Genomic DNA, 26,330 nt, shown 5'->3' on the forward strand with positions numbered 1-26,330 from the left:
ATATCTTTCCCTTCCCACTCTGCTGCGCGAGGGTTAAGGCAAGGTTTACAAAACGGGAACAATTTGAATGCTGGTGTTCTGGAAGGCTCGTTTGGTGATGTTGGCCGTGCCCAAGACGGGGACTTCGGCCTATGAACGCGCGCTTGGGCAAGTGGCTTCCATGGTCGTGTCCGACCCGCCCGAACTGAAACACGCGCCAATCTATCGCTATAACCGGTTCTTCCGTCCGATGTTTGACAAGGTCGGCGGTGAGATGGAGTTGCTGGCCGTGATCCGCGAACCCGTCGACTGGCTGGGGTCATGGTATCGTTACCGACAACGCGGCTTTCTGGAGGGCAAGCCAACCTCGACTCGCGGCATGAGCTTCGATGCGTTCTGCGATGCTTATGCCCAAGGGGATCGCCCGCCCTACGCGAACGTCGGCGGTCAGGCAAAATTCGTCGAGCCCCGCCCCAATGGCGTGGCGGTGTCACACCTGTTCAAATACGAGAACCAGTCAGGTCTGATCGGTTTTCTCGAAGAGCGGTTGCAGACTACCATCGATCTCCCACGAGAGAATGTATCGCCCAGCCGTGACCTGACGTTGTCGCCGGGCACCGAAGCCAAGCTGCGACGGAAATGTGCGGCGGATTTCGAGGTATGGGACAGCGCGCTCTGACCTCGCGGTGTTGAAAGCCTAGCCCGGTCGGGAATGACGGTTGTTGACCGCGGGCCTCTTCAACTAGCCGTCAGTGCGGCCTCAATTCAATTGCCGGTGAACCGTTTCTGTCAGATCCGATAGCGAGAAAGGTTTCGGCAGGAAAACAGAATTCGGGATCTCCTCGCTGCCCTCGCCAAAGGCATCCTCGGCATAGCCCGAAACAAAGACCACAGATGTATCCGGGCGCCGTTCGCGTGCCTTGCGCACCCATGTCGGCCCATCCATGCCCGGCATCACGACATCAGTGACAAAAATATCGACCGCAAGTTCATCATCGTCCAGCGTATTCAACGCGTCCTCAGCGGTTTCCGCCTCAATCACCGTGTAGCCGCGAAGGCGTAGAGCGCGGGCCGCAAAGGCGCGCACCGGGGCTTCATCCTCAACCAGAAGAACGACGCCGGTTCCCTGTTCGGGCAGCTTTCTTTCTTCTTTCTGAACCGCCACCGGGGCCTCTTGTCGCGGGGTTTCAAAAGCCGGGAACAGCAGGGTGAAACAGGTGCCCTGCCCCACTACGCTGTCGACAAAGATGAAACCTCCGGTCTGCTTGACGATCCCGTAAACGGTCGACAACCCTAGCCCGGTGCCCTCTCCTGTGCGCTTGGTGGTAAAAAACGGCTCGAACACTTTTTGCAGCTTGTCCTGCGGGATGCCGATACCCTCATCCGTCACCCGGACGGATACATAGATGCCCGGCGCCACAACGGCGCGGTCACGGGTCATCGGCTCGTTCAGAGTTCGGGATTCGGTTTCCACGACGATTTCGCCGCCTTCGGGCATGGCATCGCGCGCGTTGACCACAAGGTTCATCATGACCTGTTCCAACTGACGGCGATCGCCGCGTACCTGCGGCAGGATCGGATCATGTTTGAGCGTCAGGCGGACCTTTTCGCCGACAAGACGATTGAGCAAATGAGCAAGGTCGGACAGCGTGTCACGCAGGTCCATGATCTCTGGTTGCATGGTCTGTTTGCGCGAAAACGCCAATAACTGTCCGACCAGCGCCGCCGCGCGATTGGCGTTCTGGTTGATCTGCACGAGGTCGCCATAATCCGGGTCGCCCTGATCGTGGCGCAAGAGCAACAGATCGCAATGCCCTGAAATTGCGGTCAGCAGGTTGTTAAAGTCATGCGCAACGCCACCCGCAAGCTGTCCGATGGCTTGCATTTTCTGGCTTTGGACAAATTGCGCCTCCAGAGTTTTCAACTCTGTCGCGTCGTTCAACACGGCGATCAGCGCGGTTTCCCCCTCTTCGATCACGCGGTTGAGGGTGACCTGAACAAAAACCTCTCGGTCGGCGCGGGTCAGGCGCAGGAATTCGGACCGGTGCAGGCCACGGCCATCGGCGGCCTCTCGCAACCAGTCCTTGATGGCACGGCCCAAGCCCTCCATGTGTTCTGCCACATGCCCCGGCTCTCCTTGGCCAAGGTTCAACAGCCGCCGCGCCTCGGGGTTGGCGCGCATGACCGCGCCGTCCGGTGCCACCTTGAGCAAAGGCACTGGAAGCCCGTCGAAACTGCCCATAAGGTCCTGACGGCCCGCATCCTCGGCGATCGGCGACAGTACAAGCTCTTGTCGCCCGCCGCCGATATCCGCGCTGTGAACCAGCACACTTTGTCCTGCGTGGCTACCTTTGAGGCAATGGACACCGTCGGTGCGCAAAGGCAGATCGGCAAAGATGTCGTCCAGCCGCTTGACCCGCTGCCCCACCAGTTCACGCGCGACCGGGTTCATGTACAGAACCGCCCCATTGCGCCCCAGTGAAATCACCGCAAGATCGGCCCGCGTGCGTCCGCCCGCACGCTGAGACTCATTCTCCAGCCGCCAGAGCATGACGTCGGCATGGAAGGCGCGCACATAAATGCGGTATCCTTCGGAGTGGCTGGTCACATCCTCGACCGCCGCGCCCTCACGCAGTGCTTTTTGCTGCATCCGGTAAACGATGCCTTCGGAACTGGCGAACACATCCCGTAACAACGCCGAAAGACGGTCTTCATCCTTGCAGGCGAACCGGTTCCGCGCGGCCTGATTGGCACGCAAAACAACCCCCTCAGCATCGGTGAGAAAGCAGAACGCAGGCTCCGTCTCGACAAAATCGGCCAATTGCGCCACGCGCCGTTGCATCCGCCCGCCCGTGATCCGATCGACCACCAGCCAGACCACGGCCAGACAGCCAAATGCCCCGGTTGCGGCCAATGCGACCACTTCGACCGTGCGGACCTCGGCGATTTGCGACACCATCAGCGATAAGGTGGCAAGCACCACCAAGGTCGCTGCGCCCAGCACAGGGGACAGTCCGCCCTGGCGCTTGCGCGCAATATCGATTGTCGCCTCCACGCCATCCCCCGAAATCACGAATCATTGCCTACGAGTATGCCCATCAACTCCGTTAAGAGCACGTTAACCGTCCAGAGATTTCGCGTCAAAGTTGTGGACTTGTGTCATCGCTCATTCGAAAAACGGCAACAAAAAATCCATCCCCCCCGTCCGACGGCAGGAATTGGCGCTGCATTTCGATCCGCCATCCTGGGGCACGCGCCAGAAAGGCGCGCACCTGCTCGGCATTTTCCTCTCCAAGGACGGAGCAGGTCGCATAGGCCAGGCATCCCCCCGGCGCGACAAGCCGCGCAGCTTGGTCGAGGATGCCTGCCTGAATCGCGCACAACTCTGACAGCCGCGCTTGAGTCAGTCGCCACTTGCCCTCGGGCGCGCGTCGCCATGCCCCGCTGCCGGAACAGGGCACATCACAGAACACAAGGTCGTAGGATCCACGCGGTTTTTGAACGATGCGAACATCCGCCCCAGCCCGGTCCGCGCGAGCGGGCAGATCGACCATCCGCTGCGGCGCGGCGTCATGGGCGTCGACTCTACCGCCCGCGAGGCGGGCCGCCATCGCTAACGCCTTGCCGCCCCCACCCGCACAATAGTCCAGCACTGACAAACCGGGCCGCAGGGGCAGCGCGTCCACCACCGCTTGGCTAGCCGCGTCCTGCAATTCTACCGCACCCGAAAGATAGGCGTCGCTGCGAGCAATTGCCCGCGCTCCTTCGGACACGCGCAGCGCCGTCGGTGACAGTGAATGCGGCGCGGCAATGATGCCATCTTGGGCCAACCGTGCCATTGCCTGACTGACCGTGCCCCAAAGTACATTGACCCGCAGAAATACATCCGCCCGAGACCGCAACGCCAACGCCGTCTCGTCGGCCGCCTCTCCCAAACTGTCGCGAAACCGCGTCGCCAGCCAGTCGGGCAAATCCAGCGCCTCGTTGCCCGTTGGAGCACGGCCAGCGCCACGTTCGGCATCGCTCAACTCTGCCGGAGCATGGCCCTGGCCGGTAAAGAGCGTCTCGGGATCGTCGCCGCGCAGGCGCAGCACCCCCAACATACGGGCCCGGCCACTCTCACCGCCGCCCTGCACCGCCGCCGACCGCCAGCACCGCAGCGCGTCAAACACTAGGTCGCGCACCGCCGCGCGATCCTTTGATCCGGCATAGCGCGACGTCCTGCCCCATGTCGTCAGCACCTGTTCGGCTGGGCGTCCCGAGGACATTTGATCGAGCAAATCAATAGCGGCCTGAACGCGGGCAGCAGGGGTCATGGGCAGGTCTCCGGGGCGGCAAGATGCGGCCTGCCTAACGCAGTGTGCCCGATTTGACGAGACCTGACACCAGCCCCTTGGCGCTGGACACCAATTGCGGCTAGGGTCGCGCCGAAGCGATGAACCCGGAGGTTTCAGTGGGCATCTCGATCGACTGTCTGGTCGACAACCACAGCGCCATCGGCGAAGGAGCCGTCTGGGACGTGAACACGCAACGGCTCTGGTGGGTCGATATTCCCGTCGGGCTGGTCCATTGTACCGACGTGACGTGCGGCACAACCGAAACCCGCACTGTCGGGGAACCCGTCGGCTGCCTTGCCCTGCGCGAACAGAGTGGTCTGGTCCTTGCCACCAGCAAAGGTTTCAAGGTGTTGGACTGGGACAGCGGCGCGCTATCCCCGATCGCCGACCCAGAGGCGCATCTGCCAGGCAACCGGTTCAACGACGGCCAGACTGACCCGGCAGGCCGGTTCTGGGCCGGCACCATGCACGATCCCATCGCACCCGAAGAACCGCCCTCCGGTACCTTTTACCGGCTGGATGCCGATCATTCGGTCACAGCCTGGCGCAGCGTGTTCTATACTTGCAACGGACTAGCCTTTTCACCTGATGGCACGCGCATGTATTTTTCGGACAGCTTCCCGGCGGTCCGAAACATCTACGTCTGCGACTATGATCTGGACAGCGGAACACCCGGCCCGCCAGAGTTGTTCTTTGACACCCGTGACGTGGCCGGGAGGCCGGATGGCGGCACGGTGGACGCCGACGGCTGCTATTGGCAGGCGGGCGTTGGAGGATGGCAGCTATACCGGATCACACCGGATGGGCGACTTGACCAAACCATTGACCTGCCAATTGAACGCCCCTCGCGTCCGATGTTCGGCGGTCCAAACCTGGACACTCTCTATTTGACCACCCTCGGCGCGGGCGTTACCCCGGGCACCGAACAGCCGCAGGCCGGAGGGCTTTTTGCAATCACCGGGCTTGGCGTACAAGGCGTTCCCCAGACCCGTTTTCCCGGCTGACAGACCAGACACAAAGGATACTCCATGCACCCGACCTCCAAGATGAACCGCCTTCTGATCACCGGTGCCGCCGGTGGGCTGGGCCATGCGCTACGCTCGCGGCTGTCGCATCTGGCCCACACGATCCGCCTGTCCGACGTTGCCGATCTGGGCGACGCCGCCCCGCATGAGGAGATCGTCCCCTGCGATCTGGCCGATAAGGCCGCCGTCGACGCGCTGGTCGAAGGCTGCGACGGCATCGTGCATTTCGGCGGAAAATCAATCGAAGGCACTTGGGAAGTGATCCGCGACTCCAATATCGAAGGGGTCTACAACCTCTACGAGGCCGCCCGCAAACACGGCCACCCGCGCATCGTCTTTGCCTCATCGAACCACGCAGTCGGCTTTTACCGTCAGGATCAAGTCATCGACAACACGGTCTACCCGCAACCTGATGGGCTCTACGGTGTCTCAAAGGTCTTCGGAGAGATGATGGCATCCGCCTATTGGAACAAGTTCGGACAGGAAACGGCCGTGGTGCGGATCGGGTCGTCCTTTGACGAACCGAAAACCCACCGAATGCTGTCCTCCTGGATGTCCTACGGCGATTTCGTCTCACTGATCGAACGGGTCTTTGACGTGCCGCGCTTGGGATGTCCGGTAATCTATGGCGTCTCGGACAACGATACCGTCTGGTGGGACAACACCAAGGTCGCGTGGTTGGGCTGGCGTCCGCAGGACAACTCGGAAACCTTCCGCGCCAAATTGGATGCCTCAGAGGCAAAATTCCCGGGCGACGCGCCCGACGTCGTCTATCAGGGCGGATCCTTTACCGCCGATGGCATCCACGAGAAATAGCACAGAAGGCCGCCGGAAACGCCCTGATTTCAGCATCTTGCGCGCGACCGTTGAGGTGATTCCGGCGCACCATTCTGTCATCGACCGCTCACCAAGGACCTGTTCTTAGGTGGGTCCGAAAGCAAAGAACACGCCGTGGGCGTCACCCAATGGTGAGAAACAGAATCAGAAAACGGGTTGGCGGGCGGGCGATGGGCCCCCAAAGGGGCCCGAGTCCCGTCCCCAACCCGCGCATCAGGAACGCATGATCACCCGATCCGATAGTTCGGCGACTCGCGGGTGATCTGCACATCGTGCACATGGCTTTCCTTCAGGCCCGCGCCGGTGATCCGTACAAAGCTGCAATTTCGGCGCATCTCTTCAACCGTGGCGCAGCCAGTGTACCCCATGGCCGCGCGCAAACCGCCCACGAGTTGGTGGATCACCGTGCCTGCCGGGCCTTTGTACGGCACCTGGCCCTCGATCCCTTCGGGAACTAGCTTGTCACTGGCCGCATCCTTCTGGAAATACCGGTCGGCAGAGCCGCGCGCCATGGCGCCCATGGACCCCATGCCGCGGTACGCCTTGAACGACCGCCCTTGATACAGGATCACTTCGCCCGGGCTTTCATCGGTGCCTGCGATCATGCTGCCCACCATGGCACAGCTGGCCCCGGCTGCGATGGCCTTGGCGAAATCGCCGGAAAACTTGATGCCGCCATCGGCAATCACCGGCACGTCCCCTGCCGCGCGCGCGCAATCCATAACTGCGGTCAGCTGTGGCACACCCACGCCTGCCACCATCCGCGTGGTGCAGATCGACCCCGGGCCGATGCCTACCTTGATCGCATCCGCCCCCGCACCGATCAGCGCCTTGGTCGCCTCGGCCGTGGCGACGTTACCCGCAATCACCTGCACATGGTTCGACAGCCGCTTGACCCGCTCCACGGCTTCCAGCACCCCGGCCGAATGGCCGTGCGCCGTGTCCACCACGATGATGTCAACCTGTGCATCAATCAATGCCTCAGACCGCTCAAACCCGCTGTCGCCCACGCCGGATGCGGCCGCCACGCGCAGTCGCCCCAGCCCGTCTTTACAGGCGGTCGGGTTCAGCACCGCTTGTTCGGTGTCCTTTAGCGTCAGCAGGCCGGTCAACTTGCCTGTCGCATCGGTCACAAGCAGCTTTTCGATACGCCGCGCCTTCATCAGATTGATCGCTTCCTGACGGTCAGCGGGTTCCGTCAGGATGGCCAGGTTTTCGCGGGTCATCATGGCCTGAACCGTCGTCGCATCGTTTTCGGCAAAGCGCATGTCGCGGTTGGTGACGATGCCCAGAACACGGTGATTTTCGTCAATCACCGGAAAACCAGTGAACCCGTACCGTTCGGTCAGCAACCGTGCGTCGCCCAAAGTCTGGTTGGGCCGCAGCGTGACCGGGTTGTAAACAATCCCGCTTTCAAAGCGTTTGACCCGGCGCACTTCGCGCGCCTGTTCCTCAATCCCGAGGTTTTTGTGGATCACACCCATGCCGCCTGCCTGCGCCATCGTAATGGCCATACGGCTTTCGGTCACTGTGTCCATTGCGGAACTCAGCAGCGGGATATTAAGGGCGATGGAATTGGTGACCTTGGTCCGCGTGTCAGCGGTGGACGGCAACACGCTTGAGGCCGCAGGAACAAGCAGAACGTCATCGAAGGTCAAAGCCTCGCGAATCTCCATGGGGGCACTCCTTGGGAGGGATCGGTTGGCGCGTCCCTATCGCATGGGCGGCAGGGAAAGGAAAGCCCGCGCAGTGCCACGCCTCATACATCTCGTTCGACAGGGGCATTTGATTGCCAGTGGTCGTCCATAATCAGATCATCCAGGGACAGCTTGTGCCGCCAACCCCGTGCCTGCAATTCCGGTTGGGTAAAGCATTCGTCGATGTGCCCGACGCACAGATAGGCCACCACTTCGACCGTGTCTGGCAAACTCAGCAAACCGCGCAAGTCCTCTTGCCGAAAGATACTGACCCAGCCAACGCCCAGTCCTTCTGCCCGCGCCGCAAGCCACAGGTTCTGCACCGCGCAGACCGTGGAATACAGATCCATGTCGCGGTTATGGGTGCGCCCCAACACCACCTTTCCGCCGCGCGAACGGTCACAGGTTACAGCTATGTTCAGTGGTGATTTCAGAATACCTTCGAGCTTCAACCCCGCGTATTTATTTCGCTTTTCACCATCGAACATGGCTTGCGCCTCGGCATTTGCCTCTGCAAAGGCCGCGTGTACCGCCTGCCGCCGCGCGGCATTACGGATGAGGATAAAATTCCACGGCTGCATAAACCCGACCGACGGCGCAGCATGGGCGGCCTCTAACACCCGGCGCAGCATGTCAGGAGCGATCGGATCCGGCAGGAACTCATTGCGCACATCGCGGCGCGCATTGATGACATCGTACAGCGCCCGGCGTTCGGCTGGCGTGAATTGGCGCGCCCTTTCGGGAGCGATCAGGGGATCGGACATGTGCGGCCTCGCAAGTGACTGCGACCAGACGCTTTCCAGGCGTTGGTCCATGTCGTCAGGCCGGTCTTCTGGCTTGGGATCTGTCGAAACGCACACCTTCCCGGGAAAGCCCAGTGGCACTTGTGCGTTCCGTCCCCCTTACAGCGGCGGGCCCGCGCTGGAGTTAAACCAGCTTCCCGATTCTCCCCGTAGCAGGGCACCTGACGGCGGCAGATTGCTGTGAAACGGCAAACGCGACAACCCGCGATCCGTCTTCATTGGCAAAAGCAGGCGCCCAATGTCGCGCCTGCTTTTGTTCGGACAACTTAAGGTGCTCAGTCGTCTTTGGCCCCCATCGCCTTGATTGCATTTCCAATTGCCTCAACCGACCACGCGAAATCCACATCCAGGGCCGTGTCAAAAACCCAGTAATCCCGGGGCACATAGAAATTGGCCGCATAGTTGGATCCGCGCCCGCCCCAGGCCGCAAGGCCATGACAGGTCATGCAGTTGGTCTGGATTCCCATGTCCGTGGTCGTGGTTGTCCACGCCCCCTTGCCATCCGGGGTCTGGACCGTTTCCATGATCGAAATAATCGGCGTGCCAAAGCCCGCCTCAAGATAGGGGTTGAACGCTGTTACCAATTCTCCGACGTTCTTGCCGCCCACCAGCGGCTGTGCCGGAACCAGCATCGAATAGGCCGGGGCCATAGCGTAATGCGCAGCCTGCGACGTAAGGGGCGAAGGACGCGCCGCTGCAATCGCCGCGCTGGAGGGGGTATTGGGGTGCGCGGCATCCGCCTCCCACCAGAAAGTCTGCCATGTCCACTGTGTCGTCTCGCGTGAGGTGACATGCATCGCCACCAGCAACGCAATCGCCGGGCCATCGCCGCCGATTTCCTCGGTCTCGCCGGTGGTCTTGTTCACAAAGGCGGCATTCTGCGCCTTGAGATCCACGGCGATAAAATCGTCGATGGAATAGATGTTGCCGGCACCGGGGCTTTTGCAATTCACATCCACGCCGGTTGAGGTGGTTGGCCCTTTCAGGTCCATGTCGACGTAGACGCATTGCTGCCACAGCGTTTCGGGATAGCCGCCCTCTTTCATGTCAGGCGTCCAGTTGGTCAAATCTGGAACACCGGGCCACGCGGTAAAGGCATAGAGCTTGCGCGTCCGTCCATCCGCATCGGTCCAATCCGTCAGCCGCTCCTCGGTGATCAGCTTGTAGACCGGTTTGACGTTCACCGCATTGTCGGGGAACTGCACCTTGTCGCCATCGGCCAGCAACCTGTCCAGCACCTCGGGCTTGCCCGTCCCGGTTTCCAGCAAATAAGAGGCAGACGGTGGGCTGTAGGCCACGTTCTCCAGCACGTCAGCGTTTACGATGATCCCGGCAGCATTGGCCTTGGGCTCTGTTCCGTCCTTCTTTTCAGAGGCGGCATCGGCCAGAAACCCGTCCACCAGACCGTGCCGGAACATCTGCGAGGATTCGCCCAGCTGAAAATGGCTCTGTGGCTCTTTGCCGGTAAAGACCGCAATGACATTCGCCTTGGTCAGCCAGGTTTGATAGGTCACGCGGGCAAAAGCCCCCTCACCGTCGACCGGATTGGTCAGGCCCGCCCATATGCCCCAGGCATGGCCGTGGATGGCCGCACTGTTCTGCGGCTGTGCATAGATCCAGGAATTGATCTCTTCCTCAGCGGTGGGAAAGACGATCCCGGGTGCCGGTTCTGCGGGCATGTCCACCCCGAAATCCTGCGCCCCTGCTGCCAGCGGCAAGAAAGCCAATAGCCCTGCCTTTACTCCAAAATAACGCATCCCTGTTTCCTTTCCCAAACTCATCGCACGCTCCAAGTGACGTTACGTTACCCAACGTAAGGAGGAAAACAAAGATCATCATTCAACTTTTACGGTAAAAACGTGCTTGACATACCGCCCCTCTTGCCGCGCCTGGGGCACTCGGCAGGCTGTGCCCTACGATGAAGTGCGCACATTGCCCCACGGATACGACAGCGGCCGCCTGAACCGGCCTGCTACCGGCATCTGCACTATTGCCGCGCGTCCTATCAGCCGAACTGAACCGCATTGGACGCCGATGCCGCCAATCTTGGCGCGCCATGCGATGCGGGCACACAGTGGCGTGCCGACGCGCGATTTGGCCCACGCGGTGTGTGTGAGGCGTCTACCCTGTTCAGTTTCGGCCACGCGGCGGCCTATGAGCATGAGAATGACGTCACCTACCTTAAGGGAGTGCGCGCTGCGGACATGGGCGATGCCAAAATTGTCCACACGGACACACTGACCAGCCACGCCAATATCCGCCGGGGGATCGAGGCGGCACTGATTGCGGGCGCCCTACCCGTTACCACCCGCGGCGACCATTCCGATATTATTCCATGTTGTGAGGACTATGAGGGCCGCGCGCCGTTTCACATACTCCAGATCGACGCGCATCTGGATTTCGTCGACGAACGCCACGGCGTCACCCGCACGCTCCCGATTGTCGGGGTCGCCCTTGTCGAGGTGACACCCGACTATGATCCGACGGGCAGCACCGCGATCCTTGCGGCGCAACTGTTGATGAACCTGCTGGGGTTTGTCTTTCACGCCGGCTTGTCCCGCGCCTGAGACGATGCCAACGCCTGTGACACAGGGCTGAAAATGCGTCCCTAGCCCGGTTTCGGCCCAGCGTTGCCTTCGGCGGAGCGGCGCGCGTCTTCACGCTGCCCCTTGCCGTCACCGCCCTGTCACGCTTGTGTGGTCAGGAGCGTAACGCTACTCAGAACTGGACCCGCCCATGACCGCCCCTCTCGCCGGATATGTCATTCTGGACCTGACGCATGTATTGGCAGGACCGTTCTGCACTATGTCCCTGTCGGACATGGGCGCGCAGATCATAAAGGTCGAAGCGCCGGGAACCGGCGACGATACCCGTGCCTTCCCCCCCTTCAAGGATGGCAAATCCGCCTACTTCGCTGGTCTCAATCACGGCAAGAAAAGCATCGCTCTGAACCTCAAGGGAGATGAGGACAGGGCTATCTTTGAGCGTCTGTTGGGACGTGCCGATGTGATAGTCGAAAATTTTCGCCCCGGCGTGATGGAACGGCTGGGCTATGGCTGGGACGAATTGCACGCCGCATTTCCTCGACTGGTGTATGGCGCGGTGTCCGGGTTTGGCCACACCGGACCGGATTCGAAACGCCCCGCCTACGACATCGTGGTGCAGGCGCGCAGCGGCGTCATGTCGATCACCGGCGAGAAAAACCGAGAACCGGTGCGTGTCGGCGCGTCGATCGGCGATATCGTGGCCGGCATGTTCCTGAGCCAAGGCATCCTGGCCGCATTGCTCGACCGAGACCGCAACGGTGTCGGACGCAAGATCGATGTGTCGATGTTGGACAGTCAGTTGGCAATCCTTGAACACGCGGTCGCGCTAACAACTGTCAACGGCAAGGCACCCGGGCCGTCCGGCGCGCGGCATCCGTCGATAAGCCCGTTCGAAACGTTCCATGCCAGCGACGGGCTGTTTGTGATCGCCGCAGGAAACGACAGGCTGTTCGAGAAACTGTGCATCGCACTGAACCTGCCCATTTCGGACGATCCGCGATTTGCCACCAACAACGCGCGCTGCAAACACACCCGGCTGCTGAAACGGCTGATTGAGGCTGTAACACTGGACAACACCCGCGCCTACTGGATCTCGCGGCTGACCGCCGCAGGCATCCCGACCGGGCCGATTCAGGATGTGGCCCAGGTGTTGAAGGACCCTCAGATCATCGCACGCAACATGGTGGTGGACGTGTTGGACAAGAACGGTCGCCAAGCCTACAAATCCGCCGGAAATCCGATCAAGATGAGCGATGCGCCAGACCCGACAACGCGCGGCCCTGCCCCGGATCTGGATGGCAATCGCGGTGAAATTCTACGCTGGCTGGAGCAGGGTTAGGCCCCGACCCGGCAACCATGCCGCTTTCCGGCGGAATCCTGACGCGGCATCGCCTTTCCATCGGCGCGACAGACGCTATGGTCCGCGACAACACCCGACGGAGGCACAGACATGGCCCAAGACCCCCTTGTTATTTTCACGCCCTCAGGCAAACGCGGCCGATTTCCTGTCGGCACCCCCGTTCTGACCGCCGCACGCCAGCTGGGCGTTGATCTGGATTCGGTCTGCGGCGGCCGTGGCATCTGTTCGAAATGCCAGATCACCCCGTCTTATGGCGACTTTTCCAAACACGGCGTGCATGTGGCTCAGGACGCCCTGTCGGATTGGAACGCGGTCGAGGCACGTTATGACGAGAAGCGCGGGCTGAAGTCAGGTCGTCGCCTTGGTTGTCAGGCCGCCGTTCAGGGCGACGTGGTGATCGACGTCCCTCCTGAAAGTCAGGTGCATCGTCAGGTCGTGCGTAAAGCGGCGACCGCCCGTGTGATCGAAATGGATCCGGCGACGCGGCTGTACTACGTCGAGGTGCAAGAGCCCGACATGCACGAGCCAACCGGCGATCTAGAGCGGGTGGCCCGCGCGCTGGAGGCACAATGGGATATCCCAGAGATATCCACAGAGTTTTCCACACTTTCGAAATTGCAGCCTGTCCTGCGCAAAGGTGGCTGGGAAATTACCGTCGCCTTACACAAAGACGATCACGATGCTGTTCCACGCCTTCTTGCAGCTTGGCCCGGACTGCATGAGGGTGGGATCTATGGTCTTGCCATCGACCTTGGATCGACCACCATCGCCGCGCATCTGACTGATCTGGACACCGGCGAGGTCAAGGCGTCCTCGGGCATCATGAACCCGCAAATTCGATTTGGCGAAGACCTCATGAGCCGGGTATCATACGCCATGATGAACCCCGGCGGCGATGCCGAAATGACCCGCGCGGTGCGCGAGGCATTGGACGCGTTGGTGCTTGAAATTGCGACCGAGGCCGGGATTGACCCCAGCCTGATCCTTGAGACGGTCTTTGTTTGTAACCCAGTGATGCACCACCTGCTGCTGGGCATCGACCCGGTGGAACTGGGCCAAGCGCCCTTTGCGCTGGCCACGTCCGATGCCATGACGCTGACAGCCCGCGACCTCGACCTGAAGGCGCTGCCGCCGTCGGCGCAAATCTACATTCTTCCGTGCATCGCAGGCCATGTGGGGGCCGACGCCGCCGCGGTGGCCCTGTCCGAAGAACCCGGAAAATCCAATGACTTGGCGCTTATTGTTGATGTGGGCACCAATGCCGAGATCCTGTTGGGTGACAAAAGCCGCGTGCTGGCCTGTTCCTCTCCGACGGGCCCCGCCTTTGAGGGCGCACAGATCAGTTCCGGCCAACGCGCCGCGCCCGGCGCGATTGAGGCGATCCGCATTGATCCAGTGACCAAAGAGCCGCGTTTCCGCGTGATCGGCTGTGACAAGTGGTCGGACGAGGATGGCTTTGCCGAGGAAACCGCCGCGTCGGGTATCACCGGCATCTGCGGCTCGGGCATCATCGAGGCGGTGGCCGAACTGCGCACTGCGGGCTTGATGGACCCCTCCGGCCTGATCGGTGGACCGGACAAGACCGGCACGGAACGCTGTATCCCAGAGGGGCGCACCTTTTCCTATCTGGTGCATGACGCCAGCGAAGACGGCGGCCCCCGGATCACCGTGACCCAGGGCGACATCCGCGCCATCCAACTAGCCAAATCCGCGCTCTACGCGGGCGCGCGCCTATTGATGGACACGCGCGGCGTAGACAAGGTGGACAGGGTTGTGCTGGCGGGTGCCTTTGGCGCTCATATCTCACCGCTGCACGCAATGGTGCTGGGCATGATCCCCGATGTGCCGCTGGACAAGGTCACAAGCGCGGGCAACGCCGCCGGCACCGGTGCACGCATCGCCCTGTGCAATCTTGCCGCGCGTCGCGAGATTGAGCGCGTGGTGCGTGAGATCACCAAGGTCGAAACCGCAATCGAGCCAAAGTTTCAGGAACACTTTGTCGCCGCCAACGCGATCCCGCACGCGACGGACCCTTTCCCGGAACTGAAAAAGCTCGTCAACCTGCCCGACGTCAGCTTTAACTCTGGTGGCGACGACCGGGGCGGACGGCGGCGGCGCAAACGCGCCTGACCCGCCCGGCACGCGGGCTGCCTAAAGCAGCCCGCGCGACGCCAGATTGCGCATCAGCGCGCTGGTACCAAAACGCCACGGCGGGCATTCCGTCGACAACCGCACGGTATTGGCCAACCTCCCCAGTGCCGGTTCCGAGATTTCGACCACGTCGCCCAGCTTATGGGTAAACCCCTCCCCCGGAACATCGCGGTCCTCGGTCGGGGCAAAAAGCGTGCCCAGCATCAGGAAAAACCCGTCGGGATATTGGTGATGCTCGCCGCACGTCTGCGCCACCAGATCCTCAGGGTCGCGACTGATCTGGGACATGCTGCTACGTCCATTTAGGACGTAGCCATCCGTGCCGGTCACCGTCAGCGTCAGTTCCGCGTTGCGCACATCGTCCAGCCCATAGCTGTCGTCGAACAACCGCAACATCGGCCCCACCGCACAAGAGGCATTGTTGTCCTTGGCCTTGCCCAGCAGTAGCGCGGACCGCCCTTCGACATCGCGCAAGTTCACGTCATTGCCTAGCGTCGCGCCCTTGATATGGCCCCGCCCGTCGCAAGCCAACACAACCTCCGGCTCCGGGTTGTTCCATGTGGAAATCGGGTGCAGCCCGACACTTGCCCCAAACCCCACAGACGCCATCGGTTGGGCTTTGGAAAACACCTCGGCGTAGGGACCGATGCCCACCTCAAGATACTGCGACCAGACGCCGTCGGCGATCAGTACCTCCTTGAGTTTCAATGCCTTGTCAGAACCCGGCTCCACCGCGCGCAGGCTGTCACCCAGAATGGCCGTACAGCGTTCGCGGATCGCCAACGCGCGCGCCGGATCGCCCTTGGCCTGCTCCTCGATTACCCGCTCCAGCATGGAGGACACAAAGGTCACTCCGCAGGCCTTGACCGGCTGCATGTCGCACGGGGCCAGCAGATGCGCTCCCTCGGGTGTTTCGATGGACGCCACGGCCAACGCCTCCAGCGATCCAAGGCTTTCACCCGGTGCCTGAGCGGCAAAGGCGGCGGAATCGTCGCGGTCCAGTAGCGCCTGCATGGTCGGCACATCGCGGCAGGTGATATCCACTGCCTCGGCGCCGCGCCGCGCGATCAGGGCCGGACCATCGCGATCAGGCCGCCAAACGCGGCCAACAAACGTCCCATTTGCAGGCAATCCAAGCGTCATGATGTGGGTCCTCCGGTGATGTTTTCTGGTTTTTCCAAAGATCTAGAACAGTTTCCGCACCAGCGGAACAGGTACCGAGAGTTCTTGACGACACGCCGGGGCTAAGCTACCCATGCGCGTCGCGGCGGGTATGATGTAATGGTAGCCTGTCAGCTTCCCAAGCTGAACGCGCGGGTTCGATTCCCGCTACCCGCTCCAACTCTCCGACAGTAGTGTATCCACGTCAGGCAGCCGCCCGAAATCGGCTTGTCAGACGTGCAACATCTGCCCGCAGGTCCGTTGAAATCGCACCATCCCGAGCCTCGTCGCGCAAAGTTGTCCACATCCTAGGATCAGGCGTCCCCTTGCGGTGCCAGACCTGATCGCGCAACACGGCCTCTGCCGCCTCGGGCAATCTGTTTGGCACCTCATAGCCAGCAATCTCTGCCCAGACAGCAGTCCAGCAGCGTGCCACGCTCCACGGGTTGTATCCGCCGCCCCCCGACACGATTAGTCTGGGCGCAAGCAAGCGCAACGCCCGCACCGCCAGCACATGACAGCGGTTTGACAGCGACAACCGCGCAAGAGGATCCTCGGCCAACGCATCCGCCCCGCATTGCAGATAGATGGCGTCAGGGCAAAATTCGGCCACGGCGGGCAGGATGACCTGATCCAGCACCAGAGAAAACTCAGTGTCGTTGAACCCGCGTGCCACGGGCAGATTAAAGGCAGACCCGCCCGCCGTATCGGCCAGCGCGCCTGTAAAAGGCCAGCGCCGCGCTTCATGAACAGAGATCATGCGCACGTCCTCACGACCCGCAAACCCCAACGCGACCCCATCGCAATGGTGTGCGTCGATGTCGACATAGGCCACACGCGACAGCCCCATCTCCAGCAGGCGTTCAATAGTCAGGACCGGCTCATTCAAATAGCAGAACCCGGCGGCCCGGTCCGGCAACCCGTGATGCTGACCGCCGCCGGGATTGTGAACCACACCACCCTCGGCGACCAGTTCGGCAGCCAGCAATCCGCCCCCCACCGCCGTGGCAGGACGGCGAAACATCTCGGCAAACACAGGATTGGACAGTGTGCCCAGCCCATGCCGCGCCCGCACCGCCTCATCGACCTCTTGCGCCGCCTCAGCCGCCTGCAACGCCGCCACATAGTCGGGCGTGTGAAAGCGCGTCAAAGCAGCGGGTTTAGCTCGCGGAGAGGTTCGATAGCGCGCGGCCGGCAGCCAACCCAGTGTGCGGGCCAGATCAATCACTGCTGGCACCCGCTGAATGGAAAGTGGATGCCGCGCCCCGTAGACAGAGCCGCGATAGATAGAAGATCCGATAAAACACTGGCTGGGCATGACCGTCAGCTAGAGCCTTTGCGCCCCAAAGGAAATCCCCGGTGGATTGCACAGAGCAACAAGCGGGAATAACACTCTCGCATGCATGTCTTTCCCTCCCTCCGCCTGATCTGGCAGACCGCCGCAATTCTTGCCTTGGGTGCACTTGGCGGATTTGCCGCCACTTGGGCGCATGTGCCGATGCCCTGGATGCTGGGCGGGCTGCTGTCCTCTGCTCTTGTGATCCTTGTCTGGGAACCGACATTTCTGGCCGACTACGCGTTTCCATTGCCGTTCAGGACTGCGTTTGTGGCGCTGATCGGGGTAATGATCGGGACACAGGTCACGGCAGAACTGGTCTCGTTGGCCGGACAACTGCCGTGGACGATGGGCGGGCTGGTGGTCTTCGTGATCTTCGCACATCTTGGCAACACTCTGATCTTTCAGCGTTTGGGAGGCTATGACCGCGCCACCGCCTTTTATTCCGGGACACCCGGCGGTCTGATGGAAAGCATCGTGATGGGCGAAGGCGCGGGGGCCGACATCCGTATCCTGACTGCCCAGCAATTCTTGCGAATCATCGTCGTGATCACGCTGTTGCCGCTGGGCCTGTCGCTATGGATGGGCGCGCCGGTGGGCAGCGCCGCAGGCCTGCGGGCTGCTTCGGGCCACACACCTGTGACCGCGCAAACGCTGCTGCTGATTTTCGTAGCGGCCGGCGCGGGGCTCGGGCTGGCGCGGTTAATCCGTCTTCCCGCCGCCCAACTCAGCGGGCCGATGATTCTTGCGGCGCTGGCAACCACAACCGGCGTGCTGGATCTGCACCTTCCTGTCTGGCTGATCGCCGCTGCACAACTGGTGATCGGCGTCAGTTTGGGGATGCGTTTCAAGGGCACCAACCTCGCGCTATTACGTCGCTGCGCCTGGCTCGCGCTGGTGTCGGTGATCTACATGCTGATTCTGGGCGGCATCCTGTCGGTGATCCTCTGGCAAATCACCGGGATCGAATGGTTGCACCTTCTGATTAGTTTCTCACCCGGTGGCGTGGCCGAAATGTCCGTCGTGGCGCTGAGCCTTGCAGCCAATCCCGCACTTGTCAGCCTGCACCACGTCGCGCGTATTCTGATGACAGTGGTGGAGCTTAGCGTCATGGCGCGCCTACTGCGGCTGCGCTAAGGACGCTCAGGCGTCTTCTGCCTTTTCCGCCAATTCCAGCCACTCTTCCTCTGCCGCCGCCAGCGCAGTTTGCCGTTCAACCAGTGCCTCTGTTCCCTTCTTGAACTTCATCGGCTCCTTGGTGAACAGGTCGGGCTGAGCGAGAAATTCTTCCAACTTGGCGATTTCCGCTGTCAACCGGTCAATCACAGTGGGCAGTTCCTCAAGTCGGTGCTTTTCGGTGAAACTGAGGGACGATTGCGTGTCAGGCTTGGAGGTTGGAGCGGATTTCTCCGGTTTCGGCGCGGACTTTGCCTTTTTCTCTGGCGCCGCGTCGGCGCGTTTCTGCGCCTGATAGTCGGACCAGCCCCCGGCATAAACTGTAGCTCGGCCTATGCCCTCCATCGCCACGGTGGTTGTGGCAACGCGATCCAGAAAATCGCGGTCGTGGCTGATGAACATGACCGTGCCATCGTAATCGTCCAGCAGTTCCTGCAGCAGGTCCAGCGTTTCGACATCCAGATCGTTTGTCGGTTCGTCCAGCACCAACAGATTCGATTCCCGCGCCAACAATTTCGCCAGCAACAGCCGAGCCTTTTCGCCACCGGACAAGGACCGCACCGGCGCCCGCGCCTGCCGTTCGTCGAACAGAAAGTCCTTGAGGTAGCCCACCACATGACGCGGCGCGCCGCGCACCATGACCTGATCGGACGACCCGGACACCCGCATCCCACGATCCTGCGTCAGGCTATCCCAGAGCGAGGCATCAGGGTCCAGTTGCGCACGGCTCTGGTCAAAGACAGCAGGCACCAGATTCGTACCCAGTTTGACTGTGCCCTCGTCGGGGGTGATTTCCCCGGTCAGGATCTTGATCAAGGTGGTCTTGCCGACGCCGTTCGGACCAACAAAAGCTACGCGGTCACCGCGCTGGATCGTCATTTCAAAGGCGCGCACGATGGATTTGTCACCAAAGGCGTGGGTCACCCCCTTGGCCTCAATCACTTTCTTGCCGGACTTTGGCCCAGCGGTCAGTTCCAGCGCCGCAGAACCCTGTCTGCGGATCTGGCCGGACCGCTCTTTGCGCAAATCCTGCAAGGCACGCAGGCGGCCCTGGTTGCGGGTGCGGCGGGCGCTGATGCCCTCGACAGCCCAGCGTCCCTCTGACTTGATTTTGCGATCAAGCTTGTGACGTTGTGTGTCTTCCTCATCCCAAGCCTTGTCGCGCCATGCCTCAAACGCAGAGAAACCCTGCTCCTGACGGCGCACCTCGCCCCGATCGATCCAGAGGGTGGCACGAGTCAACTCGCTCAGGAAACGCCGGTCGTGCGAGATCAGGACAAAGCCCTTTCGCGTGGACTTCAGCTCATCCTCCAGCCAGGAAATTGCTTCGATATCAAGGTGGTTGGTCGGCTCATCCAACAGCATAAGGTCGGGTGCCTCTGCCATCAGTTTGGCCAGAGCGGCGCGGCGCCGCTCGCCTCCTGATGCGGTGGAAACCGGGCGGTCGGGGTCAAATTTCAACCCTTCGGAGGCGCGCTCGACCCGGTACATTTCCGAGGCCGCAAGTTCCGAGGCGGCAAAGTCGCCCAGCGTCTCGAACCCCGACAGATCAGGCTCCTGTTCCATATATCCAACCGAAGAGCCGGTCGGCACGACGCGGGTACCCCGGTCCGGTTCGACCAACCCGGCCATGACCTTCATCAAGGTGGATTTTCCGGACCCGTTGCGACCCACCAGCGCGACACGGTCGCCCTGATGGACGGTCAACGACAGGTTGTCGAACACAGGGTTTCCGCCAAAGGTGAGCGAGACATCGGTGAGCTGAAGGAGAGGAGGTGTTGCCATGCAGGCCAGCTAGGCAAGCGCGGGCGCGGCGTCAAGCGGACAAGCGAAACCGCTGTGTAATAGGCTTAGCCCACTACCGCGCGCAGCAGCTTTTTGCGGGCCGGAGGAATGGCTGCAATCTCGACCCCAGTAAACACATGCAGCGTGTTCATCTGCGCATCCACGACAGCGTGATCGCTAACCCATCCGCCCATCATCAGATATGTGCGCAACAGCGGCGGCATCCGCAGCATGGCCTGTTTTGCATCCGGTTTGAGCCGCAGACGTTGGGCAAAACGAAAGACATCTGGTGCCTTGACGCGAGGCAGCCATCGACGCGGCGCAAGATGACGCGCCTTGAGCATGGCAAACGCATCATCATAGGCGTGCGCGTCCGTGCCAGCGAAACTGGCACACCCGAACAATAGCTCAACGCCCTTGTCGTCGACATAGGCCGTCATTGCACCCCATGCCACGCGCAGGATGTCCGGGTCGCGCAAATCCGGATCGATACAAAAGCGCCCCATCTCCACCATCGGTCCCGAAAAGGATTCGAGCGCGGATAGCTCGTAATATTGCGCCGAATAGCTGCGCCCGATCTCGTCGCCGCTGGCCAGTGGCAAAAAACGAAAACAGCAAACCAGAGAGCCGCTGCGGGTTTCTTCGATCAGGACATGGTCACAGATCGCATCAAACCGATCCTTGTCCACACCGCCCCCGTGAAAGGCACAGCCGCGCAGGCTCTGCGCCGCAAGGATATCCGCGTCTGTGTCAGCCATGCGTGCGCGATAGCGGCCGCGTGTCAACTGGATCATCCGCTCGCTCCTGCCCGGCGTGCGACTCGCACGTCCGTGTCTGTGACGAGATGCCAAAACCGCGTGACAATCAAATGACGGTTGCAAAAAGCCGGAAAAAGGCCGCGATCAGTCGCCGAAAAGACCGGCCGCCGAGATGCCGCCCACGTTGCCGAACAATTTGCGGATAAAGCTGATGTCGCCGTCGGTTGTCTGGGTCACACGGCGGTTGATGGTCACGACGCGCCCATCCTCTAGCCCGTAGGTGGCTATATTCTGGACTACGTCGGTCTCATCAAAGGTGACGGCAACGATGGTCCGTTCGATCACTTTCGGCTTTTGATAGGCAAAGTGGCGCACTTCGGTCTCTATATAGTAGTACCCTGCCCCGTTCAGCACGCCGGCGGCGTTGGGAACACCGATCATATCCTCGACCGAGGCCCTGGTGTCGATGCCAGGCACGATCTGTTGCAGGTCTTCCTCCGAAGGGAGGTAACCATGCGTCCGGTACTGTGCAGCGCACGCCGAGAGCACCACCAGCCCCCCTAACGCAACGAGAACCTTCATCTTGCCTGCAAAACTGATCATGTCACGCCCCTCTTGTCACGGGCCCTTCTGCCACCTATCCCGCTTACATAAGGAATGCCCGCCATTCAAGCACAGGAAAAGCCGACGCAATGACCACCGATCCCTCCGAAGGCCGTTTGACCGCCACGCGACTGCGCGTCGCCAGCCTCCGACATACCGGATCGACGCCGGTGCGTTTGGAACCCGGCCCCAAGGATCGCGCGCGCTATGCCACCGAACTGGGGGCCGAGGCGCTACGCAAGTTGCGATTCGATGGAAAACTGTCGCCGATGGGCAAAACCGGCTGGCGGCTAGAGGCCAAACTGGGCGCCACGGCAGTGCAGGCCTGCATTGTAACGCTGGAACCGGTGACAACCCGGATCGACACGACGGTCGTGCGCGAGTTCTTGCCGCCCGAACGGCTGGACTCGCCCGAAGCCGGGTCAGAAACCGAAATGCCCGACGATGAAACTATAGAGGTGCTGGGCGACGAAATCGACGTCGAGGGCATCATGCTAGAGGCACTGTCCTTGGCGCTGCCCACATACCCGCGCAAGGCGGGCGTCGAAATGGGAGAGGCGCAGTTTGCCGCAGATGGCGTCGCCCCCATCACCGATGAAGAGACCAAGCCGTTTGCGGGGCTTGCGGCCCTGCGCGAAAAAATGCAAGACGACGGCAATGAGGGCTGAGAAATCGCTTGCCAATTCGGCGTTACCGCGTATTTTCGCGCGCTCAAGACTACGTCAGGCACATGTCGATGCGAGCCTTTACAGGCTTCGCGACATGTCCCCATCCGAAACACCACGGGCGGCCCCGCCCCCCGGCGACAAAAAAGGTTGAGACATGGCTGTCCAACAGAACAAAGTTTCCAAGTCGCGTCGCAACAACCGTCGCGCGCATGACGCCCTTTCCGGCGCCAACCCGAACGAATGCGACAACTGCGGCGAGCTGAAGCGCCCGCATCACGTCTGCCCGTCCTGCGGCCACTACGCTGAGCGCGAAGTTGTTGCGATGACTGACGACATCGAACTGGACGAAGACGCCGCCTAAGCGATCTTCCCGTCGGGACGCCTGTTGAATGTCTTCTCCGAAGGACCACCGAGGCTCCGACTCGTCTCGCATCGTGATCTCGGTCGACGCCATGGGCGGAGACCGGGGACCGGCGGCTGTAGTCGCCGGTATTTACACGTCTGCCGGCATCAATCCCGAACTGGATTTCATCCTGCACGGTCCTGCGGATGAGCTTGAAAAGCTTGTCCAACGGCGGCGCGGGCTGAGCGAACGGTGCCAGATTCGCGACGCCCAGGGCGTCGTGAGCATGGAGGACAAGCCCAGTCAGGTCATGCGGCATGGCAAGGGCACCTCTATGTGGTCGGCGCTGGAATCGGTGCGCGCGGGTGAGGCCACCGTAGCCGTCAGCTGCGGCAATACCGGCGCGCTGATGGCGTTGTCGATGATCCGCCTGCGCAAATTGCCCGGCGTGAACCGCCCCGCCATTGCGATTCTCTGGCCCTCCCGCAACCCGCAGGGGTTCAACGTGATGCTTGACGTGGGTGCGGATATCCGCGCCGACGCCGAAGACCTTTTGCAATACGCGCTTATGGGCTCGGCCTATGCCCGCAACGGTCTGGCGCTGACCAAACCACGGGTTGGTCTGCTGAATGTCGGCACCGAAGAGCACAAAGGCCGCGCCGAACTGAAAGAGGCGCATGACCTGATTGCCGCCCGCGAGGATGCCGGAAACTACAAATTCGTTGGCTTTGTCGAAGGTGGCGACATTCCCGGCAAACGCTGTGACGTCATCGTCACCGACGGCTTTACCGGCAATGTCGCGCTCAAGACCGGCGAAGGCACCGCATCGCTGATCGGCGACCTGCTGCGCGAAGCATTTGCCTATTCGCCGCTGTCGCGCATTGCCTCGGTGCTGGCGCTGACTTCGTTGCGCCGGCTGAAAAAGCGCATCGACCCGCGCCGGGTGAATGGCGGTATCTTTCTGGGCCTGAACGGAACGGTTGTGAAATCACACGGGTCGGCGGACGCCACCGGCATTTCCGCCGCTGTCAAGTTGGCGTATGAGCTAGCGCGTTCGGGTTTTGGCGACAGGCTGGCCGCACGGGTTGCCTCTGCCGCCGAGGCAGCGCAGGATGGCGACTCACAAAAGGACGTCAATAAATCATGACCATACGCGCCGTCGTCACCGGAGTCGGGCACTACCTGCCCGACCGCGTTGTCGAAAACGCTGAATTTGAAAAGACGCTGGAGACCACTGACGACTGGATCCGCAGCCGTTCCGGCATCGAACGGCGCCATTTCGCGGCCGAAGGCCAGACCACATCGGATCTTGCCACGCGCGCGGCGCGGGCCGCTCTGGCGGATGCCGGCATCTCTGCCGACTCGATCGATGCGCTAATCGTCGCCACATCGACTGCCGACCTGACCTTCCCTTCTGCTGCGACCATGGTGCAGGCCGAATTGGGCATGACCAGCGGGTTTGCCTTTGACGTGCAGGCGGTCTGTGCCGGGTTCATTTATGCATTGGCCAATGCCAACGCGCTGATCGTATCCGGTCAGGCCAAGCGCATTCTGGTGATCGGCGCAGAGACGTTTTCGCGCATCATGGACTGGACGGACCGCGGCACCTGCGTCCTGTTTGGTGATGGCGCAGGTGCGCTGATACTAGAAGCCTCGGCAGGTGAAGGCACCAAGGCAGATCGTGGCATCCTGGCGACGGACCTGAACAGCGACGGCCGGTTCCGCGATATCCTGTATGTCGATGGCGGTGTGAGCAAACAGAACACTGGATTCCTTCGTATGCAGGGCAAGGAAGTCTTTCGCCACGCTGTTGAAAAACTTGCGTCCACGGCCATAACGGCCATGGAAAAGGCGGGCATCTCGTCGGATGAAGTTGACTGGGTCGTCCCACACCAGGCCAATATCCGCATCATCAATGGTACGGCCAAAAAGCTGGGCCTGCCGATGGAGCGGGTTGTCGTGACCGTTCAGGACCACGGCAACACCTCTGCCGCCTCGATTCCGCTGGCCCTGTCGGTCGGAAAGGCGCGCGGCCAGATCAAGTCTGGGGACGTTGTGGTGACAGAGGCAATCGGCGGCGGACTGGCTTGGGGATCGGTTGTCCTGCGCTGGTAAATGTTGAAAAACACTGCCAACACTCACAACTGACCCGGAATGTTGCAGTTAAGCGTTTAACGAGCGGATAAATTGCTTGCCGCAAGTCATTGATATTGACTTGTGATTTTTCGTACCAATAATCCGAATGACACACTGGGAGGGACGATCATGGGTGAAAAGACGCTGACGCGCATGGACCTGAGCGAAGCAGTCTTCCGCGAGGTTGGTCTGTCGCGCAACGAAAGTGCCGAATTGGTCGAGGCGGTCCTGCAGCACATGTCGGATTCGCTGGTTGCCGGCGAACAGGTCAAGATCTCGTCATTCGGCACCTTTTCGGTCCGGGACAAGGCGGCGCGCGTGGGTCGCAACCCCAAGACCGGCCAAGAGGTTCCGATCCAACCACGACGCGTTCTGACGTTTCGCCCTTCGCACTTGATGAAAGACCGCGTGGCTGCGGGCAACAAGCGCTGAGGCGCAGATGATGCCCAAGTCCAGGGACGCATTTCGCACCATTTCAGAAGTGGCCGATTGGCTGGAAACGCCTGCACATGTGCTGCGCTTTTGGGAAAGTAAATTCAGCCAGGTCAAACCGGTCAAGCGGGCTGGCGGTCGTCGGTACTATCGTCCAGCAGATATGGAATTGTTGGGTGGAATCAAGAAGTTGCTGCATGATGATGGCATGACCATCAAAGGCGTGCAGAAGGTCCTGCGCGAACAGGGCGTGCGCCATGTCTCGTCGCTTGCGGCGCAGTCAGCAGACGAGGACGGAACCGCTAACACCGACCTAATCGAGGACGCGCCCTACACCGAAGTGCCGTTAAACGATACCGAAGGCGAGGTTTTGACATTCCCGTTGGAAGCAGTTGGCCCACGGGCCGATGCCCCCTCTGTGCCCCAGTCAATTGCGCGGGAACCAGAGCCGGAAGAGCCAGAACCGGCGGAGCCTGTCGCCATGACCGAACCGCCCATTGAGACCGACCTACCGGACTCTGAACAGGACGTCGAACAGCCGGATATCGAATACGCAGATGACGTCGCGCCCGACAAGGTGGCGATGACCGCAGCACCGCGTGAACTTGAAACCTCTGAGGACGCCGATCCGTCAGTGGTCGACGACAGTGGCCCGATGAATCCGTCCCCGGACGACCCTGAATCGCCGGTGATCGCCGGACCTGAGTCGGCTCCTATGGATCCCATGCCAGAATCGCACGAAGAGAATGCGTCAGACGTAACGGACGGCAAAGAGGATTCGGAAGCACAAGCCGCCAGTTCAGCAGCGTCTGCGATCGTCACCGACTCCGCTGAGACGGTCGCGCCAGAAACAGAACCAGAGTCAGAAACGGTCCTACCGGACCTACCTGAAATGCCGTTCGACGAGACGCCGATTGCTGCAACGGTGGAGGATGCGTCCCCAGAACCTGTTGATGATCCTCAGATTGAACCCGTCAAGACAAGTGACCGGCGAATTCCGCTCGATCTGCCTGATTTCAGTGTGTCCGAAACCCCGCCACCCGCCGCCGCGCCAGTCGTCCGCTCCGGCATCGGCCCGCTTGGTCAAATCGCGCGAATCGCCACCCTGACAGCCGCGCAGAAAGCCGCGCTGAGCGCGCAACTTCCCGCACTCGAAGCGCTTAGGGATCGGCTGTCTTCACCGCTTTCCTGAGCCTC

Annotated in this window: 22 protein-coding genes, 1 tRNA gene, 1 pseudogene and 1 riboswitch; of the genes and pseudogenes, 14 read left to right on the forward strand and 10 right to left on the reverse strand. The window is 61.3% G+C overall.

Annotated elements, in window-relative coordinates; translation table 11 throughout:
* Positions 1-67 precede the first annotated feature (67 nt).
* Positions 68-658, forward strand: a complete 591-nt coding sequence (locus tag ANTHELSMS3_RS17530) for a gamma-glutamyl kinase (protein WP_094036010.1) — start codon at positions 68-70, stop codon at positions 656-658.
* 81 nt (positions 659-739) lie between these two features.
* Here ANTHELSMS3_RS17530 and ANTHELSMS3_RS17535 read toward each other — a convergent pair whose 3' ends face one another.
* Both ANTHELSMS3_RS17535 and ANTHELSMS3_RS17540 read right to left on the reverse strand, forming a co-directional pair.
* Positions 740-3,034, reverse strand: coding sequence for an ATP-binding protein (locus ANTHELSMS3_RS17535; protein ID WP_439098653.1), 2,295 nt, complete (start codon positions 3,032-3,034; stop codon positions 740-742).
* A gap of 85 nt (positions 3,035-3,119) precedes the next feature.
* Positions 3,120-4,295: an RsmB/NOP family class I SAM-dependent RNA methyltransferase gene (locus ANTHELSMS3_RS17540; protein ID WP_094036011.1), complete on the reverse strand. Its 1,176-nt coding sequence runs from the start codon at positions 4,293-4,295 to the stop codon at positions 3,120-3,122.
* Positions 4,296-4,432: 137 nt separating this feature from the next.
* On the opposite strand from ANTHELSMS3_RS17540, the gene ANTHELSMS3_RS17545 reads away from it, so the two are divergent.
* Both ANTHELSMS3_RS17545 and ANTHELSMS3_RS17550 read left to right on the forward strand, forming a co-directional pair.
* Positions 4,433-5,320: an SMP-30/gluconolactonase/LRE family protein gene (locus ANTHELSMS3_RS17545; RefSeq protein ID WP_157733557.1), complete on the forward strand. Its 888-nt coding sequence runs from the start codon at positions 4,433-4,435 to the stop codon at positions 5,318-5,320.
* Between the two features lie 24 nt (positions 5,321-5,344).
* Positions 5,345-6,157 carry an NAD-dependent epimerase/dehydratase family protein gene (locus tag ANTHELSMS3_RS17550; protein WP_254694767.1) on the forward strand — a complete coding sequence of 271 codons (813 nt, stop codon included), beginning with the start codon at positions 5,345-5,347 and terminating at the stop codon, positions 6,155-6,157.
* Between the two features lie 248 nt (positions 6,158-6,405).
* On the opposite strand, the gene guaB is transcribed toward ANTHELSMS3_RS17550, so the two are convergent.
* From guaB to ANTHELSMS3_RS17565, 3 genes are all read right to left on the reverse strand, one after another.
* On the reverse strand, positions 6,406-7,854 hold the full coding sequence (gene guaB / locus ANTHELSMS3_RS17555; protein WP_094036013.1) for an IMP dehydrogenase: 1,449 nt from the start codon (positions 7,852-7,854) through the stop codon (positions 6,406-6,408).
* Between the two features lie 83 nt (positions 7,855-7,937).
* Positions 7,938-8,639 carry a 5,6-dimethylbenzimidazole synthase gene (bluB, locus tag ANTHELSMS3_RS17560; protein ID WP_094037209.1) on the reverse strand — a complete coding sequence of 234 codons (702 nt, stop codon included), beginning with the start codon at positions 8,637-8,639 and terminating at the stop codon, positions 7,938-7,940.
* 41 nt (positions 8,640-8,680) lie between these two features.
* Positions 8,681-8,858, reverse strand: a riboswitch (cobalamin riboswitch).
* 95 nt (positions 8,859-8,953) lie between these two features.
* Complete coding sequence (locus ANTHELSMS3_RS17565) at positions 8,954-10,435, reverse strand: hypothetical protein (protein ID WP_157733558.1); 1,482 nt, start codon at positions 10,433-10,435, stop codon at positions 8,954-8,956.
* A 175-nt stretch (positions 10,436-10,610) separates the two neighbouring features.
* Here ANTHELSMS3_RS17565 and ANTHELSMS3_RS17570 point away from each other — a divergent pair.
* The 3 genes and pseudogenes from ANTHELSMS3_RS17570 to ANTHELSMS3_RS17580 all read left to right on the forward strand — a co-directional run bounded on the left by ANTHELSMS3_RS17570 (position 10,611) and on the right by ANTHELSMS3_RS17580 (position 14,714).
* Positions 10,611-11,245, forward strand: a pseudogene (locus ANTHELSMS3_RS17570) (arginase family protein).
* Between the two features lie 169 nt (positions 11,246-11,414).
* A complete protein-coding gene (locus tag ANTHELSMS3_RS17575) occupies positions 11,415-12,563 on the forward strand; it encodes a CaiB/BaiF CoA transferase family protein (RefSeq protein ID WP_094036015.1) in 1,149 nt (382 codons plus the stop codon).
* A 111-nt stretch (positions 12,564-12,674) separates the two neighbouring features.
* The gene (locus ANTHELSMS3_RS17580; RefSeq protein ID WP_094036016.1) at positions 12,675-14,714 is read left to right on the forward strand and encodes an ASKHA domain-containing protein; all 2,040 of its coding nucleotides are present in this window, start codon (positions 12,675-12,677) and stop codon (positions 14,712-14,714) included.
* A gap of 21 nt (positions 14,715-14,735) precedes the next feature.
* Here the strand turns inward: ANTHELSMS3_RS17580 and ANTHELSMS3_RS17585 are convergent, their stop codons facing one another.
* On the reverse strand, positions 14,736-15,878 hold the full coding sequence (locus ANTHELSMS3_RS17585; RefSeq protein ID WP_094036017.1) for a fumarylacetoacetate hydrolase family protein: 1,143 nt from the start codon (positions 15,876-15,878) through the stop codon (positions 14,736-14,738).
* A gap of 124 nt (positions 15,879-16,002) precedes the next feature.
* On the opposite strand from ANTHELSMS3_RS17585, the gene ANTHELSMS3_RS17590 reads away from it, so the two are divergent.
* Positions 16,003-16,076: transfer RNA gene (locus tag ANTHELSMS3_RS17590), tRNA-Gly, on the forward strand.
* Positions 16,077-16,101: 25 nt separating this feature from the next.
* On the opposite strand, the gene ANTHELSMS3_RS17595 is transcribed toward ANTHELSMS3_RS17590, so the two are convergent.
* Positions 16,102-17,214 carry an acetoin utilization protein AcuC gene (locus ANTHELSMS3_RS17595; RefSeq protein WP_094036018.1) on the reverse strand — a complete coding sequence of 371 codons (1,113 nt, stop codon included), beginning with the start codon at positions 17,212-17,214 and terminating at the stop codon, positions 16,102-16,104.
* A gap of 81 nt (positions 17,215-17,295) precedes the next feature.
* Between ANTHELSMS3_RS17595 and ANTHELSMS3_RS17600 the strand changes: the two genes are divergently transcribed.
* A complete protein-coding gene (locus ANTHELSMS3_RS17600; RefSeq protein WP_094036019.1) occupies positions 17,296-18,369 on the forward strand; it encodes an AbrB family transcriptional regulator in 1,074 nt (357 codons plus the stop codon).
* Between the two features lie 6 nt (positions 18,370-18,375).
* On the opposite strand, the gene ANTHELSMS3_RS17605 is transcribed toward ANTHELSMS3_RS17600, so the two are convergent.
* The 3 genes from ANTHELSMS3_RS17605 to ANTHELSMS3_RS17615 form a co-directional block, all read right to left on the reverse strand.
* On the reverse strand, positions 18,376-20,193 hold the full coding sequence (locus ANTHELSMS3_RS17605) for an ABC-F family ATP-binding cassette domain-containing protein (RefSeq protein WP_094036020.1): 1,818 nt from the start codon (positions 20,191-20,193) through the stop codon (positions 18,376-18,378).
* Positions 20,194-20,258: 65 nt separating this feature from the next.
* Entirely contained in the window at positions 20,259-20,987 is a 729-nt protein-coding gene (locus ANTHELSMS3_RS17610) for a GNAT family N-acetyltransferase (protein ID WP_094036021.1), read from the reverse strand.
* A gap of 108 nt (positions 20,988-21,095) precedes the next feature.
* The gene (locus ANTHELSMS3_RS17615; RefSeq protein ID WP_254694768.1) at positions 21,096-21,554 is read right to left on the reverse strand and encodes an outer membrane protein assembly factor BamE; all 459 of its coding nucleotides are present in this window, start codon (positions 21,552-21,554) and stop codon (positions 21,096-21,098) included.
* An 89-nt stretch (positions 21,555-21,643) separates the two neighbouring features.
* On the opposite strand from ANTHELSMS3_RS17615, the gene ANTHELSMS3_RS17620 reads away from it, so the two are divergent.
* The 6 genes from ANTHELSMS3_RS17620 (at position 21,644) to ANTHELSMS3_RS17645 (ending at position 26,325) form a co-directional block, all read left to right on the forward strand.
* Entirely contained in the window at positions 21,644-22,222 is a 579-nt protein-coding gene (locus ANTHELSMS3_RS17620; protein ID WP_094036022.1) for a YceD family protein, read from the forward strand.
* A 154-nt stretch (positions 22,223-22,376) separates the two neighbouring features.
* On the forward strand, positions 22,377-22,583 hold the full coding sequence (gene rpmF, locus ANTHELSMS3_RS17625) for a 50S ribosomal protein L32 (protein WP_089279710.1): 207 nt from the start codon (positions 22,377-22,379) through the stop codon (positions 22,581-22,583).
* A 28-nt stretch (positions 22,584-22,611) separates the two neighbouring features.
* Positions 22,612-23,712, forward strand: a complete 1,101-nt coding sequence (plsX, locus tag ANTHELSMS3_RS17630) for a phosphate acyltransferase PlsX (RefSeq protein ID WP_094036023.1) — start codon at positions 22,612-22,614, stop codon at positions 23,710-23,712.
* Positions 23,709-24,680 (forward strand): beta-ketoacyl-ACP synthase III, encoded by a 972-nt coding sequence (locus tag ANTHELSMS3_RS17635; RefSeq protein ID WP_094036024.1) that lies wholly within the window; start codon positions 23,709-23,711, stop codon positions 24,678-24,680. The genes plsX and ANTHELSMS3_RS17635 overlap by 4 nt, the downstream gene beginning before the upstream one ends.
* 150 nt (positions 24,681-24,830) lie before the next feature.
* Entirely contained in the window at positions 24,831-25,133 is a 303-nt protein-coding gene (gene ihfA / locus ANTHELSMS3_RS17640) for an integration host factor subunit alpha (protein ID WP_094036025.1), read from the forward strand.
* A gap of 7 nt (positions 25,134-25,140) precedes the next feature.
* Positions 25,141-26,325, forward strand: coding sequence for a MerR family transcriptional regulator (locus ANTHELSMS3_RS17645; RefSeq protein WP_254694769.1), 1,185 nt, complete (start codon positions 25,141-25,143; stop codon positions 26,323-26,325).
* Positions 26,326-26,330 lie beyond the last annotated feature (5 nt).

It is taken from the genome of Antarctobacter heliothermus, from assembly GCF_002237555.1.
In the GTDB taxonomy this organism is placed as follows: domain Bacteria; phylum Pseudomonadota; class Alphaproteobacteria; order Rhodobacterales; family Rhodobacteraceae; genus Antarctobacter; species Antarctobacter heliothermus_B.

Excerpts from the sequence above, each read along its gene's own strand:
- ANTHELSMS3_RS17645 (WP_254694769.1), top strand. The coding sequence starts at position 25,141 with ATGATGCCCAAGTCCAGGGACGCATTTCGCACCATTTCAGAAGTGGCC.
- ANTHELSMS3_RS17620 (WP_094036022.1), top strand. The coding sequence starts at position 21,644 with ATGACCACCGATCCCTCCGAAGGCCGTTTGACCGCCACGCGACTGCGC.
- bluB (WP_094037209.1), bottom strand. The coding sequence starts at position 8,639 with ATGTCCGATCCCCTGATCGCTCCCGAAAGGGCGCGCCAATTCACGCCA.
- rpmF (WP_089279710.1), top strand. The coding sequence starts at position 22,377 with ATGGCTGTCCAACAGAACAAAGTTTCCAAGTCGCGTCGCAACAACCGT.
- ANTHELSMS3_RS17610 (WP_094036021.1), bottom strand. The coding sequence starts at position 20,987 with ATGATCCAGTTGACACGCGGCCGCTATCGCGCACGCATGGCTGACACA.
- ANTHELSMS3_RS17550 (WP_254694767.1), top strand. The coding sequence starts at position 5,345 with ATGCACCCGACCTCCAAGATGAACCGCCTTCTGATCACCGGTGCCGCC.
- ANTHELSMS3_RS17575 (WP_094036015.1), top strand. The coding sequence starts at position 11,415 with ATGACCGCCCCTCTCGCCGGATATGTCATTCTGGACCTGACGCATGTA.
- ihfA (WP_094036025.1), top strand. The coding sequence starts at position 24,831 with ATGGGTGAAAAGACGCTGACGCGCATGGACCTGAGCGAAGCAGTCTTC.
- ANTHELSMS3_RS17595 (WP_094036018.1), bottom strand. The coding sequence starts at position 17,214 with ATGCCCAGCCAGTGTTTTATCGGATCTTCTATCTATCGCGGCTCTGTC.
- ANTHELSMS3_RS17605 (WP_094036020.1), bottom strand. The coding sequence starts at position 20,193 with ATGGCAACACCTCCTCTCCTTCAGCTCACCGATGTCTCGCTCACCTTT.
- ANTHELSMS3_RS17635 (WP_094036024.1), top strand. The coding sequence starts at position 23,709 with ATGACCATACGCGCCGTCGTCACCGGAGTCGGGCACTACCTGCCCGAC.
- ANTHELSMS3_RS17615 (WP_254694768.1), bottom strand. The coding sequence starts at position 21,554 with ATGATCAGTTTTGCAGGCAAGATGAAGGTTCTCGTTGCGTTAGGGGGG.
- ANTHELSMS3_RS17600 (WP_094036019.1), top strand. The coding sequence starts at position 17,296 with ATGCATGTCTTTCCCTCCCTCCGCCTGATCTGGCAGACCGCCGCAATT.
- ANTHELSMS3_RS17585 (WP_094036017.1), bottom strand. The coding sequence starts at position 15,878 with ATGACGCTTGGATTGCCTGCAAATGGGACGTTTGTTGGCCGCGTTTGG.
- ANTHELSMS3_RS17540 (WP_094036011.1), bottom strand. The coding sequence starts at position 4,295 with ATGACCCCTGCTGCCCGCGTTCAGGCCGCTATTGATTTGCTCGATCAA.
- ANTHELSMS3_RS17530 (WP_094036010.1), top strand. The coding sequence starts at position 68 with ATGCTGGTGTTCTGGAAGGCTCGTTTGGTGATGTTGGCCGTGCCCAAG.
- ANTHELSMS3_RS17565 (WP_157733558.1), bottom strand. The coding sequence starts at position 10,435 with ATGCGTTATTTTGGAGTAAAGGCAGGGCTATTGGCTTTCTTGCCGCTG.
- ANTHELSMS3_RS17580 (WP_094036016.1), top strand. The coding sequence starts at position 12,675 with ATGGCCCAAGACCCCCTTGTTATTTTCACGCCCTCAGGCAAACGCGGC.
- plsX (WP_094036023.1), top strand. The coding sequence starts at position 22,612 with ATGTCTTCTCCGAAGGACCACCGAGGCTCCGACTCGTCTCGCATCGTG.
- guaB (WP_094036013.1), bottom strand. The coding sequence starts at position 7,854 with ATGGAGATTCGCGAGGCTTTGACCTTCGATGACGTTCTGCTTGTTCCT.